The 19856-nt window shown below is 51.0% G+C and carries 14 protein-coding genes, 1 pseudogene and 1 other annotated feature; of the genes and pseudogenes, 6 read left to right on the plus strand and 9 right to left on the minus strand.

Annotation, left to right across the window (positions count from 1 at the left end; genetic code table 11):
• The first annotated feature begins 2 nt into the window (after positions 1-2).
• From recF to AC2IBB_RS01875, 5 genes are all read left to right on the plus strand, one after another.
• Positions 3-1130 (plus strand): DNA replication/repair protein RecF, encoded by a 1128-nt coding sequence (gene recF / locus AC2IBB_RS01855; protein ID WP_486331212.1) that lies wholly within the window; start codon positions 3-5, stop codon positions 1128-1130.
• 23 nt (positions 1131-1153) lie between these two features.
• Positions 1154-3571: a DNA topoisomerase (ATP-hydrolyzing) subunit B gene (gyrB, locus tag AC2IBB_RS01860; protein ID WP_486331213.1), complete on the plus strand. Its 2418-nt coding sequence runs from the start codon at positions 1154-1156 to the stop codon at positions 3569-3571.
• Between the two features lie 204 nt (positions 3572-3775).
• Positions 3776-4870 carry a DUF262 domain-containing protein gene (locus AC2IBB_RS01865; protein ID WP_486331214.1) on the plus strand — a complete coding sequence of 365 codons (1095 nt, stop codon included), beginning with the start codon at positions 3776-3778 and terminating at the stop codon, positions 4868-4870.
• Positions 4867-5580, plus strand: coding sequence for an MAE_28990/MAE_18760 family HEPN-like nuclease (locus AC2IBB_RS01870; protein WP_486331215.1), 714 nt, complete (start codon positions 4867-4869; stop codon positions 5578-5580). The genes AC2IBB_RS01865 and AC2IBB_RS01870 overlap by 4 nt, the downstream gene beginning before the upstream one ends.
• A gap of 2 nt (positions 5581-5582) precedes the next feature.
• Positions 5583-6647, plus strand: a complete 1065-nt coding sequence (locus AC2IBB_RS01875) for a DNA cytosine methyltransferase (RefSeq protein WP_486331216.1) — start codon at positions 5583-5585, stop codon at positions 6645-6647.
• A gap of 33 nt (positions 6648-6680) precedes the next feature.
• Here the strand turns inward: AC2IBB_RS01875 and AC2IBB_RS01880 are convergent.
• From AC2IBB_RS01880 to AC2IBB_RS01900, 5 genes and pseudogenes are all read right to left on the minus strand, one after another.
• Positions 6681-7358: pseudogene (locus AC2IBB_RS01880) on the minus strand (IS3 family transposase); the annotation flags it as partial.
• Positions 7137-7241: a sequence feature (AL1L pseudoknot), on the minus strand. It overlaps the preceding pseudogene by 105 nt.
• Positions 7359-7396: 38 nt before the next feature.
• A complete protein-coding gene (locus AC2IBB_RS01885) occupies positions 7397-8386 on the minus strand; it encodes an ABC transporter ATP-binding protein (protein ID WP_486331217.1) in 990 nt (329 codons plus the stop codon).
• Positions 8383-10278, minus strand: a complete 1896-nt coding sequence (locus AC2IBB_RS01890) for a dipeptide/oligopeptide/nickel ABC transporter permease/ATP-binding protein (protein ID WP_486331218.1) — start codon at positions 10276-10278, stop codon at positions 8383-8385. The genes AC2IBB_RS01885 and AC2IBB_RS01890 overlap by 4 nt, the downstream gene beginning before the upstream one ends.
• A complete protein-coding gene (locus tag AC2IBB_RS01895; RefSeq protein WP_486331219.1) occupies positions 10275-11222 on the minus strand; it encodes an ABC transporter permease in 948 nt (315 codons plus the stop codon). The genes AC2IBB_RS01890 and AC2IBB_RS01895 overlap by 4 nt, the downstream gene beginning before the upstream one ends.
• Positions 11223-11770: 548 nt before the next feature.
• Positions 11771-13339: an ABC transporter substrate-binding protein gene (locus tag AC2IBB_RS01900; RefSeq protein WP_486331220.1), complete on the minus strand. Its 1569-nt coding sequence runs from the start codon at positions 13337-13339 to the stop codon at positions 11771-11773.
• Between the two features lie 427 nt (positions 13340-13766).
• On the opposite strand from AC2IBB_RS01900, the gene AC2IBB_RS01905 reads away from it, so the two are divergent.
• A complete protein-coding gene (locus tag AC2IBB_RS01905) occupies positions 13767-14141 on the plus strand; it encodes a metalloregulator ArsR/SmtB family transcription factor (RefSeq protein ID WP_486331221.1) in 375 nt (124 codons plus the stop codon).
• Between the two features lie 43 nt (positions 14142-14184).
• Here the strand turns inward: AC2IBB_RS01905 and AC2IBB_RS01910 are convergent, their stop codons facing one another.
• The 4 genes from AC2IBB_RS01910 to AC2IBB_RS01925 all read right to left on the minus strand — a co-directional run bounded on the left by AC2IBB_RS01910 (position 14185) and on the right by AC2IBB_RS01925 (position 19779).
• Positions 14185-15534, minus strand: coding sequence for a class II fumarate hydratase (locus AC2IBB_RS01910; protein ID WP_486333916.1), 1350 nt, complete (start codon positions 15532-15534; stop codon positions 14185-14187).
• A 46-nt stretch (positions 15535-15580) separates the two neighbouring features.
• Positions 15581-15955: a hypothetical protein gene (locus AC2IBB_RS01915; protein ID WP_486331222.1), complete on the minus strand. Its 375-nt coding sequence runs from the start codon at positions 15953-15955 to the stop codon at positions 15581-15583.
• An 81-nt stretch (positions 15956-16036) separates the two neighbouring features.
• Complete coding sequence (locus AC2IBB_RS01920) at positions 16037-17593, minus strand: Na/Pi cotransporter family protein (protein WP_486331223.1); 1557 nt, start codon at positions 17591-17593, stop codon at positions 16037-16039.
• Positions 17594-17643: 50 nt separating this feature from the next.
• Complete coding sequence (locus tag AC2IBB_RS01925) at positions 17644-19779, minus strand: SO2930 family diheme c-type cytochrome (protein WP_486331224.1); 2136 nt, start codon at positions 19777-19779, stop codon at positions 17644-17646.
• Positions 19780-19856: the final 77 nt, after the last annotated feature.

Below are 19856 nucleotides of genomic sequence, written 5' to 3' on the forward strand. Positions count from 1 at the left end.
GAATGGGACTTAGTCGTATCGCGTTTACAAATCTCCGTAATATTTCAGATCTTCGGTTGGACACATCGGCGAGATTACTGTTATTTCACGGGAATAACGGAAGTGGAAAAAGTAGTCTCTTGGAAGGCGTTTACTTGCTGGGAAGAGGCGCGTCATTTAGAACCAAGGAGCTGGATTACGCGGTTTCACATCAATCAGATGAGATGATCTGCTTTGGCGAAGCCGTCAATGAAGATGCAGGGAAGTCATTTCGCATTGGCGTTAGTCGTCATCGAACTGGAAAAACTACCAGGGTAAGGATCAATGGCGAGAGCGCCAGAACCTTATCTGAACTTGCGGCGGCATTACCTATATTGATCGTTACTCCCGATACCTTTGGGTTTATTAATGGAGGTCCCGGAGAGAGAAGGCGCTTTGTCGACTGGGGGGTGTTTCACGTGGAACACCCGTTCAAAGTGGTCTGGCAGAACTGGCGCAAATTGCTATTGCAAAGGAATAAATTGCTGAAAAGTGGTAATATTAGCCGTTCTGAGTTAAGTGCATGGGATAGCCAGTACGTAGCGTATTCAGACGAAATAAGCCGGTACAGAGACGCTTACTTTGCTGAATTGAAGGAAATCCTCATCGAATCTCTAAATGAGTCCAGTGAGCAAACCAGGGATATTGGCGAACGGCTGACGATCACGTTAAGCAATGGTTGGTATCAGACCGATGTTAGCCATATAGAGCAACTGATGTCGTCGGTAGAAGGCGATATAAAAAAGGGATTTACAACTTTAGGCCCGCACCGGGCGGATATCAAAGTAAAGGTCGGTGGGGTTCACGCGAAGGAAGTGTTATCAAGAGGCCAACAGAAAACCCTGATAACTCACCTGTACTTATCACAATTGGAAATATTACGGCGGCGGACAAATCAAAGGCCCATTGTGCTGATTGATGATGTTGGAGCGGAGCTGGATACCGGAAATCAGGTAACACTGTTAACGAGAATGTTGGAGAAAGGGGCCCAGGTGTTTGTGACGGTCCTGGATAAACAGCAGTCAGAATATTTGTTCGGCCATTTTAATCAAGAATACGACACGCAAATGTTTCACGTGGAACAGGGTGCTGTCACCAAAGTCCACAATTAGCGTGTGACGGTTAGGAGAGATATATGTCCTCATCGGGAAATTATGATTCCTCAAGCATCAAAGTGTTAAAAGGCCTGGATGCGGTAAGAAAGCGTCCAGGTATGTATATAGGCGACACTGACGATGGCACCGGTCTTCACCACATGGTGTTCGAGGTAGTTGATAACTCTATCGACGAAGCCTTGGCCGGACACTGTAAAGAAGTAAAGATCACTATACACGCCGATGAATCCATTACGGTTAGCGATGATGGCCGTGGTATCCCTGTTGATATCCATGAGGAAATGGGAGTTTCCGCCGCAGAAGTTATCATGACTATGCTGCACGCTGGCGGTAAATTCGACGACAACAGCTATAAAGTATCCGGCGGTCTGCATGGTGTGGGCGTATCGGTTGTCAACGCGCTTTCAAAAGAACTGCGCCTGACTATTCGCCGCGACAACAAAGTGCATGAACAGATCTATAAGCATGGCGTACCACAGGCGCCTTTAACGGTTGTCGGTGAAACAGATCGTTCGGGGACTGAAGTCCACTTTTTTCCTTCTGCAGAAACGTTCAACAACATTGAGTTCCACTACGATATTCTAGCCAAGCGCTTGCGTGAGCTCGCGTTCTTGAACTCTGGTGTTAAAATCACGCTACAAGATGAGCGTTCAGCGAAAGCCGAAACTTTCGAATATGAGGGAGGATTAAGAGCATTTGTTGAATTCCTCAACCAGACTAAAAACCCAATTAACAAAGTGTTCCACTTTCTGAAAGAAAGAGAAGACGGTACAGCGGTAGAAGTTTCTCTGCAGTGGAATGACTCGTTTCAGGAAAATATTTTCTGTTTCACCAACAACATCCCTCAGCGTGACGGTGGCACTCACCTAGCAGGTTTCAGAGCTGCCCTCACCCGTTCTCTTAACAGCTACATTGAAAAAGAGAGCATGTTGAAAAAGACCAAAGTCGCTACTTCGGGCGATGATGCTCGTGAAGGTTTGACTGCGATTATTTCGGTTAAGGTGCCTGATCCAAAATTCTCCTCTCAGACCAAAGACAAGCTGGTTTCCTCTGAAGTAAAGACTGCGGTTGAGCAGGAAATGAACGCCTACTTTTCAGACTTCCTGGCTGAAAACCCTCAGGATGCGAAGAACGTAGTCAATAAAATGATCGACGCGGCTCGCGCGCGCGAAGCAGCTAGAAAAGCCCGCGAGATGACGCGACGTAAAGGCGCTCTTGATATTGCCGGTTTGCCAGGAAAGTTGGCGGATTGTCAGGAGAAAGATCCCGCCCTATCTGAACTGTATATAGTGGAGGGTGACTCGGCGGGTGGCTCCGCCAAGCAGGGGCGCGATCGTAAGACTCAAGCGATCCTTCCACTGAAAGGTAAGATTCTGAACGTGGAAAAAGCCCGCTTCGACAAGATGCTATCGTCTGCTGAGGTTGGCACTCTGATTACCGCGTTGGGTTGTGGTATCGGTCGTGAAGAATTTGATGTGAATAAGTTGCGTTATCACAGCATCATCATTATGACGGATGCGGACGTGGATGGCTCGCATATTCGTACATTGCTGCTGACTTTCTTTTTCAGACAAATGCGCGAAATCATCGAGAACGGTCATGTATATATTGCGATGCCTCCTTTGTACAAAGTGAAAAGAGGCAAGCAGGAACAATACGTTAAAGACGAGAAAGCGTTACAGCAGTACCTGACCCAGAGCGCGCTTGAGAACACGCAGCTGTTTGTCAATCCAGACGCTCCGCCCATTATCGGCACAGCGCTGGAGACGTTAGTGACGGATTACCGTACGGCGACAGGGGTCATTGAGCGGATGTCCAGAGCCTATCCCAGAGGCGTGCTGAACCAACTCCTTTACGTGCCCAGATTGACTCCAGAACAGCTGAAAGATAAAGCGGCGGTTGAAGCTTGGGTTGCCCTGCTGAACGAGAAGTTGGGCTACGACAATAGCACTGGCAACAACTATGTCATCAGCGTAGTGGAAGATGCGGAAAGAAGCCTGTTCCTGCCACAGGTGGAACTGGTCCAGCATGGCGTGGACTACAAATACAGCTTCAACCATGATTTCTTCAGCTCTAGTTCTTACGCAAATATTGCGGATATGGCGGAAAAACTGGATGGCCTGGTTGAGTCTGGCGCGTATGTGAAGCGGGGTGAAAAGATGCAGGCTATTGAAACTTTTGATGACTCATTGGTCTGGTTGATGAAAGAAGCTCAGCGTGGCCTGAACATCCAGCGCTATAAAGGATTGGGTGAGATGAACCCTGAGCAGTTGTGGGAAACTACCATGGACCCCGCCGTGCGTCGGATGATGAAAGTCACCATCGAAGATGCGATTGCTGCAGACCAAATCTTCAATACGTTGATGGGGGATGATGTCGAACCGCGCCGTGATTTCATTCAGACAAATGCGCTGTCGGTAATGAATCTGGACGTGTAGTTCCACACTTGTGGGATCTCATAATTCGTGAACCTAAAGCTCACTAGAACTGGTGTGATTCGTAACACTAGATCATTTCCGTCTGTATGGGATTTCAAAGATGGAGTCCCTTCCTTTCATTTACAGAATTGAGTGTTCAGTACCAATGTATTTCTAATGTATTGAACAAGGATAAAAACTCTAATTTGGAGATGGTTGGCAATAATGGTGAAGAAAAAGTTTGAGCCAAACGACGATCAAAAGAAAATAGCTGAAAATGCAATAAATACTGTAGCTCGCCAAGTAAAATTTAACGTTGCTGAATACCCAGTATCAATGTATGTGGGCCGATTTAAAAATGACACTGAAGATCGATACTTTGTCCCGGAATATCAACGGAATTTATCTTGGCATGATGAGCAAAAGTCTCAATTTATAGAGTCTCTAATCGTTGGCCTGCCTATCCCTTTCATGTTTTTCTATCAAACAGGGAATGGGAAAATGGAAATTGTTGATGGTTCGCAAAGGATGCGGGCTATGCGTTCTTTTATATCTGAAGGCCTTCGATTAAGTGGATTAGTTCTGATTCCAGAATTAAATGGTTTTACTTTTAATGACCTTCCTAATGATAGGAAAAATAAATTGGAAGACGTAACAATAAGAACAATTATTTTAGACACAGATACTGATCCTTCTACACGAGCAGAAATGTTTGCGCGAATTAACCGCATGGGGACTACTGCAAACGAAGCCGAAATACGTAGAGGGTCATTACCTGGTCCTGTAACTACAATGATTAAAGAGTTAGCTGAGGACCCTAGGTTTATTGCAATGACTCCATTAACGGCTAAGGCCGTTAGTCAAAGAGAGCGTGAAGAGTTAATAACGCGATTCTTTGCATATGTGAACAGAAATAGCACACCAGAAGGCCGATTTCCTGGATATAGAGATCGCCCAAAGAAGTTTTTATATGACTATCTCAAAGACGCTAATCAAGAAGCAGATGTAAATCCAGCTCTTATCCAAAATATGCGTGACGAGTTCTTTCGTGTGCTGACATTTGTGCAAGAAACATTCCCTCTCGGTTTTAGAAAATCCTTAACAGCTAACACCATTCCTAGAGTTCGGTTTGAGGCAATTGCAGTTGGCTCTGCGATTGCTTTAAGAGAAAAAGCAGATCTCAGTTTGAATTCAGAGATTGTTACTGAAAAAATGGGTCATGCTAACTTTGATCGCATAGTAGTTTCAGATGGAGCCAATGTAAGATCAAAATTAGAAGGAAGAATAGATTTGGTAAAAACCTTGTTGGTAGAGGAATGACAGCTTTACTAGACATACTTGCCGAACGTAAGGATGAATTCCAAGATCACCTAGACTTAGCACTAGCGATGGAAAGACAACTTTTTGAGGGTGAACCAATGTCAATTGGTGAGACCGTTTTGACTGCGCGTCATTTGCTTACGATTAAGTCTGGTCTCGTAATTCACCTTTACAATATTGTTGAATCTATTATGAATTTAACCATAAAAGAGGTTGGCTTAGCGGTAAAATCGGTTGATCCCATATCTTGGTCAAACGATACACTGAAGGAATGGCTTAGATTTAATGCTTCTGCTGGAATTGAAGGCACAGAAGATTCAAGGTTAGAAATTGTTCATAAAGCTGCGTTGAAACTATTAGCTAAAGAGTCTATTGAAGAGCTAAAGTTTAAAAAACCCTCGGGTACTTGGTCCGATAAAGTTATACATACGTTTTCTGAACGCCTAAAAGTTGATTTTAGACTAACTCCGGAAATTGCCAGGAAAATTCAACGCTCAGCTCAATACGGTGATAAAACTCCATTACAATTCCTCGCAGATAGAAGAAATACTATTTCTCATGGCCGGAGGACATTCGAGGATGGAGCGAAAGATCTAACGCTTCAGGATATAAGTTCATTAGCTGAAGTTACTATCGAATATATGGAGTTAGCAGTGGAATCGTTTCAGCGTTTTCTTGATGAAAGAAAGTTTATGGTGGCTGCAAATTGACAGTGAATAATAAAATTCATGCAGTTGACCTTTTTTGTGGTGCTGGAGGGTTAACTTATGGACTTGAATCTGCTGGAATTGTTGTAAAACTTGGTGTTGATATTGACTCCAACTGCAAATATCCGATTGAAGAAAATACTCAATCCAGATTTTTGAAGGCTGACGTGTCAATACTTGATGCTTCAGTAATAGAGAAATCTCTTAGAACTGGGAAATATAAACTTCTTGCTGGGTGTGCGCCGTGTCAGCCGTTTTCAACCTATTCAAGAGCAGCCAGACAGAAGCATGAAGAAAAAAATACTGGTAAGAGCAATGATTGGCAGTTAGTTGGTTATTTTGGCGACTTCGTTAGTGCTTTAAAGCCTGATTTAGTAACAATGGAGAATGTGCCTCCACTAGCTTCACAAGAGATTTTTACAAGTTTTATTAAAGTATTAGAGAAGAATAATTACTGGGTTGATTGGAAGATAGTGGAATGTAGATTTATTGGTCTACCACAAACGCGTAAGCGTCTGGTAGTAGTAGCTTCTAGACTTGGCCCAATAAAAATTCCAGATTTTAACGCTCCCCAAACAACAGTCAGGGAAGTATTAGGATGCCTACCAGCTATTAATGCTGGAGAACAAGATCCAAAAGATAGGCTTCATAAAGCAAGTCGCCTAAGCAAAGTTAATCTTGAACGAATTCGTAATTCTACTCCAGGAGGTAGTTGGAGAGATTGGCCTGACCACTTGCGTGCTAAGTGCCATCTTAAAGAAACGGGGGCTACTTATCCTTCAGTGTATGGAAGAATGGAATGGGACTCTCCTGCCCCCACTATAACCACCCAGTGCTTTGGATATGGAAATGGAAGATTTGGCCACCCAGCTCAAGATCGAGCTATTAGTTTAAGAGAAGCAGCTATGCTTCAGGGATTTCCTCAAGATTATTCCTTTATACCTGATAGTGAAGCAGTTAGTTTTGCTAAAATTGGTCGTCTTATCGGAAATGCTGTGCCTGTTACGCTGGGTAAAGTTATTGGAGAGTTAATTAGAGATCATGTAGCCGACATTGAAAACAGGCTATAATATTCTAAGTCAATATATTCCCTAACCTATTCACAGAATAGCCTCCGTCTGCAGACTTTTGAGCGCACGCCAGCCTACGATATAGCGCGAGAAAACGTCCACAACGAACGCCACGTAAACGAAGCCTGACCAGGTTGCAACGTAGGTAATATCGGCGACCCACAACTGGTTCGGGCGCTCGGCGCTGAAGCTGCGATTCACCAGATCCTGCGGCTTGTCGGCCAGTTCATCGGGAAGGGTGGTGCGACAGGACTTACCGCGCCGCACGCCTTCCAGCCCCATTTCTCCCATCAACCGGGCGACAGTACAACGCGCCACAGTGATATCCTCGCGGTTTAGCTGCTTCCAGATCTTGCGGGCGCCGTAGACCTGTAAGTTCTCTTCGTGCATTCGTGTAATCTCTGGCTTGAGCTCTTCATCCCGCTTTGCGCGATCACAGCGTTGTTCCGGGTTGGCGGCCAGATGTTTTCGGCGGTAGTACGTGGACGGCGCCATCGGCAAGACGTTGCAGATAGCGTGTGCTTCCCGTTCCTGGTCAATAAACTCAACCATTACTTCGGTTTGCGGTCGAGCTCCGCTTGGGCGAAAAAAGCCGCCGCCTTTCGCAAAATCTCATTGGCGCGTTTAAGCTCACGGTTTTCCCGCTCCAGCTCTTTCAGACTGTATCGCCGCCCAGCGGGATTTGTGTTCGTGTTCGCCGGTCAACACCATGCGCACAGCGCGTTCACGTACTTCGGGGAAATGAGCAATCAGGGCGTTAACGGATCTTCGCCCACTGGGAAATGGCAGGCTGCTATACGCCCCTCCCCATCCATGGGACGAAGTCTGGGGGGCTCATGATGGCATTTGTCTCGCGCATTATCGCAGCGTGGCGCAAACGGACAACCGCTAGGCGGAGCGGTGGGATCTGGGAGTTCAATGGTTTCGTTTTCACCATTCAGGCTCTTTTTGCCGGGAAGGGGTACTGAATCAAGCAGTAGTCGGGTGTACGGATGTTTAGGGAATCGGAATAGTCCATCCGCCGGCGCCTGCTCCACGATACGCCCGAAATACATCACGGCAACGATATCGCTGATCGACTCCACCACTGCGAGATCATGACTGATAAACACGTAAGCGAGTCCATAACGTCGCTGCAGATCCTTAAGCAGATTGAGGACCTGGGCCTGTATCGAAACATCCAGCGCAGACACAGGCTCGTCCAGAATAATAACTTGAGGCTGCGCCGCCAGCGCTCGTGCAATGCCAATGCGCTGCGCCTGACCACCGGAAAATTCATGGGGGTAGCGCTCCAATAGCTCCGGGCGTAGCCCGACTGCATCCATAAGCTCCTGTAAGCGCCTGTAGCGAGCGTTCTTATTGATCCCCAGAAGATGCTTCAGAGGCGCTTCCAAAATGGCTCTGATGGTCTTACGAGGGTTCAGAGCGCTGAGTGAATCCTGAAACACATACTGAACCCGGGCGTGCAGATGTTTACGCTCCTGATGATTAGTCGCGCGCCATACTTCTCCTTGCAACGCTAAATGGCCGTCACTGGGTAAATCGAGACCTACCAGCATACGCGCCAGCGTTGATTTGCCGCAACCGGATTCACCCACAATACCCAGTGTGACGCCCTTCTCTACTCGTAAATCAATGTCTTGCACCGCCTGTATGATTGGTTTGCGCTTGCCGAGCCAACTGCGTCCACCGCCAAAGCGTCGGGTAAGGTTGGAAGCAACGAGTAGAGATTCATTCATGGGGCTGCCTCCAATAGGGGTTTGATGCATCTGACCTCTCGATCATCTCTCAGGGTGCGAAGTGCAATATCGCCGTCTCGGCAGTTAGCTTCCGCGTAAGGGCACCTGTCGGCGAATGCACATCCGGGCGGGAGCCTGTTTACCCCAGGCGGAGATCCGGGAATGGCGGGCAGATGTTCTTGTTTGCCGCCTGGAATAGGAACGCAGTCGATTAGTAATCGGGTATATGGATGGGCGGGATTGGCAAGCACATCGCTGGCGACGCCGACTTCTACAATGCGGCCCGCATACATGACCGCCACCCGGTCGCAGATTTCGGAAACCACGCCGAAATCGTGAGTGATAAACAATAACGCGGCGCCGCTTTGCGTACGTTGCTGGTTCATCAGCTTTAGCACTTGGGCCTGTACGGTTACATCCAAGGCGGTTGTCGGTTCGTCCGCAATGATGACCTGTGGATGATTGGCGAGGGCCATTGCGACGCAAACCCGCTGCCGCATGCCTCCGGACAATTCATGAGGATAACTATGCGCCCTGTAGGCGGCGTTGGGCAGCCGTACTTGCTCTAACAATGAGACCGCGACGCGCCAGGCATCTGAATAGGAGTGAGGTTGGTGCGCCCGTATGGCTTCGGTAATTTGTGCGCCGACTGTAATGAGCGGGTGCAGACTGGAGAGCGGATCCTGGAACACATAGGCGATCTCTCCCCCTCTGAGAGCCTGTAAACGCTGTTGCGATGACGTCAGTAAATCCTCGCCCTGTCGCCAGACCTGGCCTTTCACGATGCGTCCAGGCGGTGTGGGGGCCAACCTGAGAAGAGACATCGCCGTGACGGATTTGCCGGACCCTGATTCCCCCACCAGCCCCAGACATTCGCCTTGTCTTAGTTCGAAACTGACTCCGTTTACCGCCTTGTATATCTCTGAACCCACTTGAAACTCGGTATGTAGGTCACTCACATCCAGACTGGCGTCCGCCACGGCGGAAGCAACGGGCTCCTTGCCGGCTCGCACTTCCGTCACAGCGGCGGGGCGCGCTAACGAACCGGACTTCAATTTGGGGTCAAGCACGTCTCTGACGCCATCGCCTATCAAATTGACGCTCATGACCAGCGCAAAAATCATCAGACCGGGAACCACTGACACATGAGGGGCGGTGAACAGTAACTTGCGTCCCTCCCCCAGCATAGAGCCCAAGTCCGCCTGTGGCGGCTGCGCGCCCAAGCCCAGAAAGCTGAGCCCGGCGGTTTCAAGGATCATCCATCCCAGTGTGGTCGACATGGTGATGACGATGATTGGGGCCACGTTGGGCAGAACTTCTGTTAGAAGAATATTTAATGGGCTCTTCCCTGACAGTCTGGCGGCGTCTACGAAGTCACGTCTTGTCAGGCTTAAAGTCACGCCTCGAATATTACGTGCGAAGAACGGGATATTCACCAGAGCAATGGCGTAGAGAGCGTTTGATAATCCAGGCCCCAGTGCGGCGACAATCGCCAATGCCAGCAGGATATAGGGAAACGCCATCAACATGTCGACGCCGCGCATTATTGCGTTGTCCGTTCGCCCTCCAATGAAGCCTGCGATCAGGCCTAACGCGGAGCCGATGACGGATGCCATCAAGGTGGCGGAAAGGCCGACGGAGATGCTGACTCGCGTTCCCCAAATCAAGCGGGACAGCAGGTCTCTTCCCAAATGATCGGTTCCCAGTAAGCGTTCCTCACTCAGCGGTCGCAATAACCGCTCAGCTGGCGCAGTGTCGTCAGGATCGGACAACGGTAGTACCGGAGCCGCTAAAGCAAGCAACCCCACAAGCAAAAACAGGCAGAGGCCAAAGAAGGCGGTGTGATTATGCCGAAACAGCTTCCACGCGCTTGGGCGTGATGAGGTATTCATGAGGCGAGTCTGGGATCAAGTCGATGCTGCAATACATCCGCAGCGAGGTTAAAAAGAACATATGACGCTGCGACGACCAATACGCCGCCTTGCGCCAGCAGGATGTCCCGAGTCGCGATCGCCTGCACTAACATGCGTCCTATGCCGGGCCATTGGAATATCGTTTCAATGTAGACGGCGCCGCCGAGTACGAAGCCAGCCTGAATTCCTAGCACAGGGATGATGGCGACGAGCGCAGCTTTGAAAGCATGGCGGTAGATAACACGACGCTCGCTCAGCCCTTTGGCGCGAGCGGTGCGGATATAATCCTGGCGTAACACCTCCAGCATGGCGCTGCGGGTCAGCCGGGCGATCACACCGGTTGCAACCACAGCAAGGGTGATCGCGGGCAGAATGAGGTGTGAAAGCAAGTCAGGGAAATCGCCGCCGTCATAAATGGCGTACATCCCACTGGCGGGCAACCATTGCAACTCTACGGCGAATATCAGTATGAGCAGGAGCCCGAGCCAGAATGAAGGGATGGAGATACCCACTAGCACCAGCAGTGTAATAATTCTGTCCGCCCAGCCGAACTGACGCGCTGCGGAGACTATTCCCGCCAGAAGACCGAACAGGGAGCAGAGCAAAAAGGATGCGCCAGCGAGAACCAGTGTGGCGCTAAAACGTTCTAAAACCTCATCCAATACAGGGCGATTCAAGCTGTAAGAGCGACCGAAATCCCCTTGCAGAATATGTCCCAACCAGATTAAATATTGTTCAAATAGGCTACGATTTAACCCCAATTGGTGATTAATTCGGGCGATATTCTCCGGCGTTGCATAGGCTCCCAGTATCGCTGTGGCGGGATCACCGGGAATCATCGCCATAATCAGAAAAACGATGACGGTCAGCCCAAACATTACAGGAACCGCTAACAACAGACGTTTGAGGATATAACTCCACATAGGCGTTAATTTGTCTTGAGAGAGAGTCGAGCAAATCGATGGCGGGAGAGTGCGGATATTCGCGTTATGCGCTTATGACTTGCTTCCAAGAATACTTGTGACTGCTCGGAGAGTTTGGAGAGGAATTTTAGGTGAAACATGAATGACATTGTCTATCCTTTGAGCGTTTTGTCAGTGAAGCGTTAACGGGAGATCCTGGGTTTAAGCTACTTAATTACCTTATTTTCAGGCGCTACTTTGCGCAAAATTCTCGACTTTTTTGACGAATTTCCACTTAGGAAACCAGATTTAAAAGTAGATTTGGACGCTCATAATATCCGTTATTAATATTGTGATAATTAATAACATTTTTAGTGACCGGCAAAATAATTTTCAAATCTTTTAATCCTATTTTTATTTTGTATCTATCTGTAAATAATAGATTTTTACCTATTATGATAGAAATATAAGCCGTTATCTTTATACGTTTCTATCTCATCTAATACTAAAAACGAAAGCAAAGTCCTGTATAAACACAAAAAATGCCGCTTAGCTTTTCATGTTAGAAGTCAAGGCTTATTTATCTCTCGTAAATTTAAGAAAAATGAGGGCTGTAGCTTGAAGTTCTGTACCCGGGAATTGGCGACAGCATTTTGTTTCCAGTTAGCAATAAACGCCCAGGGAGCGTCTTCGTGGACAAGAGGCTGCATTTCCTTATAAAGGATCGCCCTCTGCGTTTGTTCCGTGGCGCGGCGGGCGCGTTCCAGCAGGTCATCCACTTTGGGATTGGAATAGTAGCCGGAATTAAATCCGCCCTTCTCCGGCCAGGCGTCGCTGCGCAATGCCAGGTAGGGCAAGGTGTCGGGGTCGTTAGTCATCCAGGCCATTTCCGCCATATCGACGCCATCCGCTAACCCTGGATTTACTTTGCCCAGAAAGGTATTCCATTCGTAGGTTTCGATCTTCACCTGTAGCCCTACCTTCGCGAGATCCGCCTGAATCGCCGCGCCCATCGCAACGGGATCTAACATGCCGGAGCCGCCTTCGGTTACGTAGAAGGTCAGCTGCGCCCCTTCATGGCCTGCTGCTTTGATCAGTTCGCGCGCCTTGTCGGGGTTATAGGAATAGGGACTAAGATCCGGGTTGTAGGCCCAGGCGAAAGCCGGTGGAATGGGCCCTGCAGCGACCTCCGCCGTACCCTGTAATAGATTCTCCACCAATGACTTTTTATCTATAGCGTAATTGACGGCCTGTCTCATGCGGCGATCCGCCAGTGGCCCCTTCCTGTTGTTGAGGATCAGGAACCAAAGATGGGGTCCGGCCTGTTGATAGACCTGAAATTCCGGATCTTTCTCGAACACGGCCAGATTGTCCGGTGGCGTTTCCACCATGAGATCTATGCCGCCAGAAAGCATTTCCGCCATGCGGGTGTTGGCGTCGGTTATCGGCCGGAACACCACCGCTTCCAGAGGCGGCGCGCCATCCCAATAGCCCTTATTGCGCACAATGACGACCTTGGCGTTACTGACCCACTCGGCGAAATGAAAGGGGCCGGTTCCGGCTGGATGGCGGCCGTAATCCTTACCGAACTTCTTCACTGAGTCCGGAGAAACTATTAAGCCGGTTGGATAAGCCAGGTTTGATAAAAAGGGGGCGAAGGGCTCGTTCAGTGTGAACCGAACGTGAAGCTCATCCAGCGCTTCTACTTTCTGCACCGGATTAAAGAAAAACGCGAGGGGAAATGGGCCTGTATCATGGTAAGGATGCTTCTCATCAAGCATCCGTTCAAAGTTGAACTTTATCGCTTGTGCGTTTAGCGGCGCGCCATCATGGAATTGCACTCCGCTGCGTAGAGTAAAAGTGTAGGTCCTGCCGTCTTCGCTGATGGTCCAGGATTCCGCCAAAGCGGGCTCAACCTCCAGCGTTCCGTCTCGAAAGCGCACCAGACCGTCATAGAGGTTAATCAGTATGCGAAAGTCATTGAGCGCTGTGACGGCGTGGGGATCGAGAGATTTAGGTTCGGCGATCTGACCAACAACGAGTACGTTAGCGGGGGTCTGCGCCGTACTGGGCGAAGATAATGCGATAAATGAGAGGCAGCATACGAGGACGCGTATAACGCCCGACAGCCGGTCCATGATTCTCTCCTTGAGTGCGAAGCGTAACTTTCGCGTCCCCGCGCCTTCTTGGTCTTGCCTTAACGTCCAACCCTGATCGGCGATAAGGAGATCTGATGAAGAAAGGTTCGGTACTATCCTTGACGCATCCTTACTACACCTTAAAGAACATTTTTCACAACCTCAATGCCTTAACGGCGAATCGGTTGAGGCTGAATGACGCTTGCAACTGCCTCCCTCATCGGTTTATTGAAGCCGTTCTCATTGGTTCTCAGCGTCGACGGAGTTAAACCTCAAGGAAGGTCTTCAAGGGAACCGGTCGCTAAGAAAATGGTCTGTAAGAAAGGTAAGCGGGGTGACGTTAACCATTGATTTACCCCCCGGGATGGTTCTATATGAACCTTGTCGTTAAAAACAATTAGAACTGATAAGCGTAGCAGGGACTATTATGAGTACGGATAATGTGTTTAAGGCTCTGTCCTCCACCCCCCGTAGAAGAATTCTGGCGTACCTCTCTAAGTCGCCGCTGACCGCGGGAGAAATCGCCGACCGATTTGATATCTCAAAGCCTGCCATCTCCAAACATCTTTCCATATTATTGGCGTCAGGATTGGTTCAGGAGGAAAAAAAAGGACTTTATGTCACTTACTCTTTGGTAGAGGAAAATGTCGCTAACGCACTGATGAGCTTCCTTTCTGAAGTTTGCTCATTTAATCGTTTTACCCAAGAGGAACGCGCAGATAGGAATGCTTTTTGTGAACTGGCGCAGGAAGAGTCCGAAGGCGAACAGGACGCCCTTACGGCAATCGTGGAAAAGTCGTGACGCTCAGGCGTCACGAGACTTTTCTTAAGCGGTGAGGCGACGTTTACAGGCCACCGTGGGTCAGTTTGGCGGGGTCCAGTAACTTCTCCAGTTCCTGTCGGGACAGATCGGTTTGCTCCTCCGCCACATCGATGACCGGGCGTCCTTCTTTGTACGCCTGTTTGGCGATTTCCGCCGCTTTCAGGTAACCAATGATGGGGTTCAATGCGGTGACCAGTATTGGGTTGCGGGATAGCGCTTCCTGTAACTTGGGCTCGTTGACTTTGAAGGTGGCGATGGCTTTATCCGCCAGCAAGCGACTGGCGTTCGCCAGTAACTCCACGCTTTGCAGCAGGTTGCGTGCGATCAGCGGCAGCATCACGTTCAGCTCAAAATTGCCAGACTGGCCGCCGATAGTGATGGCCGCGTCGTTGCCGATGACCTGCGCGGCCACCATGGCGGCGGCTTCTGGAATGACCGGGTTCACTTTTCCCGGCATGATGGAGGAGCCGGGCTGCAGGGCTTCCAGTTCTATTTCGCCCAGACCCGCCAGTGGTCCCGAGTTCATCCAGCGAAGATCATTGGCGATTTTCATGAGAACGACGGCGGTGGTTTTTAACTGGCCGGACAAGGATACGGCGATATCCTGTGAACCAATATGGGAAAAGAAATTGGCGGCAGGTTTGAAACTCAAGCCGGTCATCTCACTAAGCTGGCGATTGAACTCCGCGGCGAAATCCGGGTGCGCGTTGATGCCGGTTCCCACCGCAGTGCCGCCTTGCGCCAGGGTTTGCAACGCGGGTTGCGCAGCCTCCAGCGCGGCGATGTTCTGCTCTATCTGTGCGCCCCAGGCTAACAGGCTCTGACTCAAACGCACTGGCATGGCGTCCATCAGATGAGTGCGGCCGGTTTTGATGTAGCCGTCGGTTTGCGCGGCTTTGTCCTGAATGGTTTTTAACAGGTGGCGCAACGCCGGCAGCAACTGTTTGTTCAGCTCCAGCGCTGCGCTGATGTGGATGCTGCTGGGAATGATGTCGTTGCTGCTTTGCCCATAGTTGATGTGATCGTTAGGGCTGACTTTTTCATCCAGGTTACGGCTGGCCAGACTCGCCAGTACTTCGTTGGCGTTCATATTAGTGCTGGTGCCGGAGCCGGTCTGGAATACATCCACCGGGAAGTGAGTCATCATGTCGTCGGCGGACAGCAACTGTTGCGCGGCTTTGCAAATGGCGTCGCCCATTTTGGCGGGAATCAGCTCCAATTTGACGTTGGCGCGCGCCGCGGCGGATTTGGCCAACAGCAGGGCGCGGATGAAGGCGTCTGGTAGACGTTCTCCGCTGATAGGAAAATTATTGACGGCGCGCTGGGTTTGCGCGGCGTACAGGGCGTCTTCCGGTACTTGCAGTTCGCCCATGCTGTCTTTTTCGATACGGGTTTTCACACTGTCTCTCCTGAGTGTTTCAGCTGGTCAGGCTGGCTTGAAAGAATTGGCTTGTGGCTCTGAGTTCATAGAGCAACCGGTTCAGTTGGCGGCGGCGGGACTCGCCATCGGCGATGCGGCTGAGCGCCGCCAGGGGACGGTAGATCTGGTCCAGGCAAAGACTGCGCCAGTGGTCAGGAATCAAGTCATCGGCGAGTGTATCCAGCAGAAGATGGAACTCCGCTGCGTACAGTCGCCAACGGGCTGCGGCGGAAGCCGGCGCCAGGGTTTCCTCCATCGACAACCACAACGCCAGCAATTGAGGATTATCCTCCTCAGCGGCGTAGCGGATTTTTCGGCGTAGCTCATGGATCGCTGGTTCTTGTGTGTCGAAGCCGTTGAAAGTCCCTGTCATGAATCGGATGCTATTGTCATTAATTGATAATGATTATCATTTAACTCTGAGCCGAAGCGGACTGTCAAGCCGGGACGTCCACTAAGTCCCGGGTTTCAGGCCCGCCACCAAGCGGGCGGCTTTTAACATCTGCTCCTGCATCCGCTTATACAGGCTCAATCGCTGTAGAGCCTGATTCATCGTAGTTAACTTGAGCGTTTTCTCCAGCGCGTCGTCCAGCAATCTCTGCTTGGCCTCACGATATGAGAGCTCCGCCTGAGCCGCGCTGTCAGCGCCTTCCTGCGCCGTTTCCGTCACAATGGAGGGATGGCAATACAGATTCAGCCAATCGTTCATAGGGGCGGTCAGAGATCGATCCAGCAATGGTTCCTGCTCCACTTCATCCAGCGTTTCCAGGAGATTATAGGCGTATTGAATGACCTGCAGGCATTGCGGCAGCTGTTGCGTCAACGGTAAGCGCAAAGGCTGATGCAGAATATGGGTGATGTGCTGATTGAGTTCATCTAACAGCCCTCTCAGTTCCCGACGGGTTTCCAATGTGCGTTGGTCGCCGGGGTTGAGCAGCGAATTCTGGATATGGGCGGACAGCAGCCCCTGGAAGCGCTCCAGCTCCATGACAACGGCGTGAATGGCGACGTCCGGCACCACAATCGCACTTTTGTCGAGGTGCTGCAGCGAGAGTACTTTGCCGCCTTTCTGAAAGCGGGATTTCAGCCAGGTGGTCATTTTAGCGCCCAGCGGCCACATCAGGGCGACGCCCAGCAGATTGAACAGGGTATGGAACGCCGCCAGCAAAACCGCAGGGTTATTCAGGTCCTGGCGCATGTTGCTGAGCGCCCCCAGTAACCAGAGAAACAGCGGTAGCAGAGCCAGCGCCGCCGCCCCGGTAATGAGGTTGAACAGCACGTGCGCCAGCGACAGGCGCTTGGCGTTAGCGGTTGCGCCGAATGACGCCAGAATAGCGGTGGATGTGGTGCCGATATTGGCGCCGATCACCGCCGCCGCGCCGGCTTCCAGGGGCAGCATTTTACCTGCGATGGCGGTGAGAATGATGGCGATGGCGGCGCTGGAGGATTGCATCAGTACAGTCAATATGGCGCCTACTACGACCATCCATAACAGGGAAAGGTTGTCGTCCATATTAAGGCCGTCAGCAAAATTGGAGCCGAGGCCTTCGAAGGCCGACTTCATGGCGTCGATGCCGAGAAACAACAAACCGAATCCGGCGATCGCCGTTCCCGCCGCCTTCAGTCGAGGGCTGCGGCCGCCAAGATGTATAAAGGCGCCGATCCCGATCAGCGGTAATGCGTAAGCGTCAATTTTAATGCTGAAACCTAGCAGGGCGACCAGCCAGGCTGTGAGCGTAGTGCCGACATTGCTGCCGAAGATCACCCAGGCGGCGTGCTCAAACAGTAAAAGTCCCGCATTGACGAAACCCAGCGTCGCCACTGTGACGGCGCTGGAGGATTGCACCAGCGCCGTAATCGCCACACCACTGGCAAGCGCCCGTGAGCGGGTTGAAGTCCAGCGGCTGAGCATGACCTCCAAAGCGGGACCGGCGGCGAGCTTGAGTCCGTCAGTCAGTAAGGTCATACCCAATAGAAACAGGCCGACGCCTCCCAAAAAATGCGCGAGCATTCCTTCATTCTCCCTTACTGCGTTATTTTAGAAATATATTGTCTTAAATTTCAGTCACAGGACGTCAGACTGTTGATCCAGTCCTGAATCAAGACGCCGCCTTCCGTGTCGATCAAATTACTCGCCAGCGGCGGCATCCGGTATTCTCCAGAATGAGTCATGCGCAGGTAGATCAGTGACATGGAGGCGTCTCCCGGGGTGATTAACTTCGCATTATCGACGCCGATGTCTCCATTCAATGGCTCCTGGTCACAGGCTTGCGTTGAAGGCAGCGCCGTGGTGAAGCGCAGATCCATCGCGCTCTGCGACGTGCCGCCGGGTTGGTGGCAATTGGCGCAGTTGCTATGCAGATAAGCGCGGGCGCGACGGTCCAGGGTTGCGTTGCCATTGTTGCTGGCGGGAAGCGCGTTGGACAGATGCGCGTCGCTCAGTGGCGCTGAGAAGACATTGATGTGCGCCAGCGTTTGTAGCTGATTAGCCCGTATACGGCTTTGTGGATAAATCAGCTCCCGGTTCAACTGCATTGTCTCCAGGCCCAGGCTGAAGTTCGCCGCGCTCGTGTGGCATTGAGCGCATTCACCCGAACCGGGAAAGCGCCAGGTTTGTCCGCTGTAATCCACGTCTTTCCCTTCTGCGACCAGCATTGCGTCTGTTTTCGTCTCATTCCACTGATAACTGTAGCCGCGCCAGTCCCCTTCCGCCTGTTTCATGAATAGGCGGGTTTCGATTATGGCGCCGTTGAGGTAGAAGTGTTTGACCAGTACGGAGCCATCGGGAAATAGAAATTCGCCCGCTGCGTTGACGTCAATATAGGTATTATTGGGCAGTGCGAAAAAACGTTGTTTGTCTGCGTCGTCGGACCAGAAAGGCTCAATAACGGTATAGGGAATCAGTCCAGCGGCTGGCTGCATGGGGTTGTCTGGATTGACGCAGCCGGTTTGTGATAATAACTCTGGGACGTTATCAGAGTCGCCGCCTGAGGTGTCTGGATCAATTCGGAAGAGGCCGGAAAAAGTGACCACGTAGAGTTCCCCATCCGCCCCTTCTGCGAAAGAAGCGACGTTGCGGCCGCTTTCCAGCAGAGTCTCCCGGTCATAGCCGCCGCTGCCATTGGATCTCAACCCCCAAAGGGCTCCAGAACCGAAATCGGAAAATACATACACTCCCTTGAGACCAGGAATGGCGTCGCCGCGATAGACATAACCCCCTGTGATGGATATGCCCTCGGAATGGTCGTATTCGGCCACTGGCGCTATGTAGGGGCCAGTGCTTGTGCAACTGTTACCGGTGCGGTGCATGCCTTCGTAACAACGCCAACCGTAGTTGCCGCCAGCGGTGATGATATCCACCTCTTCATACTGACCCTGGCCGACATCTCCCAGCCATAAGTTGCCGGTTTCGCTGTCAAAACTCCAGCGCCAGGGATTACGCAAACCATAGGCGTAGATTTCCGGTAGCGCGCCGGGGACGTTATTGCCGGAGGCGGGAGAACCATCGTCATTCAGGCGCAACATGGAGCCCAGTAGGGTGGAGACGGTCTGGCCATTATTGTCAGGATCATCGCCGGAACCGCCGTCGCCCAGACCGTAATACAGCAGATTATCCGGTCCGAAAGCGATGTGTCCGCCATTGTGGTTGGAATAGGGTTGGCTGACTTCAATTAGATTGTCCCGCAGCAGATCGCCGCCGCTATCGGAACGAAGAGTCTGGCCGTTGTCTGCGCTTTCGAATCGGGCCACAAAGGAGGTCATGCCTGAGACGTTTTCCGTGAAGGAAAAATAGAGATAGCCGTTCTCTGCGAAGTTTGGATGAAACGCCATCCCCAGTAAGCCGCACTCGCCGCAAGTGCTGAGACTATAGTGCTCGGAGAGATCAATCAGCGTGGTGCGGGTGTCGTCGTTGAGGTTCACCCGGTAAACCCGGCCCCGTTGCTGCACGACATAGAAGATATGGCTCAGGCTGGGATGGGGCAGCATCAGAATCGGGCTGGAGAAGTCCAGTTCCGATGCGATAGGCGTGAGTTTGATGGCGCTGGAGCCGGTATTGTTGAAAGCCAGACAGGTGGCGTTATCCGGTCGCTCTGATATGCCGACGGGCGTATTTGCGCCTTGATCCGATCCTTCTCCAGATCCGCATCCCGACGTAACCAGAACTAAAGCAGAGACAAACAGAACACGCAGCATCATGCATTCCTCCTCCGGCGCTATGACTAAGCGTAACTCATAGCATGGGAGGAATCAGTATGGAATTTGGCCGATTATGA

The organism is Hahella sp. NS-SX17 (assembly GCF_057367735.1).

What these genes read in the sequence shown, in the direction of transcription:
- AC2IBB_RS01905 (WP_486331221.1), top strand. Translation starts at nt 13,767, where the DNA reads ATGAGTACGGATAATGTGTTTAAGGCTCTGTCCTCCACCCCCCGTAGA.
- AC2IBB_RS01925 (WP_486331224.1), bottom strand. Translation starts at nt 19,779, where the DNA reads ATGATGCTGCGTGTTCTGTTTGTCTCTGCTTTAGTTCTGGTTACGTCG.
- AC2IBB_RS01895 (WP_486331219.1), bottom strand. Translation starts at nt 11,222, where the DNA reads ATGTGGAGTTATATCCTCAAACGTCTGTTGTTAGCGGTTCCTGTAATG.
- AC2IBB_RS01890 (WP_486331218.1), bottom strand. Translation starts at nt 10,278, where the DNA reads ATGAATACCTCATCACGCCCAAGCGCGTGGAAGCTGTTTCGGCATAAT.
- AC2IBB_RS01915 (WP_486331222.1), bottom strand. Translation starts at nt 15,955, where the DNA reads ATGACAGGGACTTTCAACGGCTTCGACACACAAGAACCAGCGATCCAT.
- AC2IBB_RS01870 (WP_486331215.1), top strand. Translation starts at nt 4,867, where the DNA reads ATGACAGCTTTACTAGACATACTTGCCGAACGTAAGGATGAATTCCAA.
- AC2IBB_RS01885 (WP_486331217.1), bottom strand. Translation starts at nt 8,386, where the DNA reads ATGAATGAATCTCTACTCGTTGCTTCCAACCTTACCCGACGCTTTGGC.
- recF (WP_486331212.1), top strand. Translation starts at nt 3, where the DNA reads ATGGGACTTAGTCGTATCGCGTTTACAAATCTCCGTAATATTTCAGAT.
- AC2IBB_RS01920 (WP_486331223.1), bottom strand. Translation starts at nt 17,593, where the DNA reads ATGCTCGCGCATTTTTTGGGAGGCGTCGGCCTGTTTCTATTGGGTATG.
- AC2IBB_RS01900 (WP_486331220.1), bottom strand. Translation starts at nt 13,339, where the DNA reads ATGGACCGGCTGTCGGGCGTTATACGCGTCCTCGTATGCTGCCTCTCA.
- gyrB (WP_486331213.1), top strand. Translation starts at nt 1,154, where the DNA reads ATGTCCTCATCGGGAAATTATGATTCCTCAAGCATCAAAGTGTTAAAA.
- AC2IBB_RS01865 (WP_486331214.1), top strand. Translation starts at nt 3,776, where the DNA reads ATGGTGAAGAAAAAGTTTGAGCCAAACGACGATCAAAAGAAAATAGCT.
- AC2IBB_RS01910 (WP_486333916.1), bottom strand. Translation starts at nt 15,534, where the DNA reads ATGGGCGAACTGCAAGTACCGGAAGACGCCCTGTACGCCGCGCAAACC.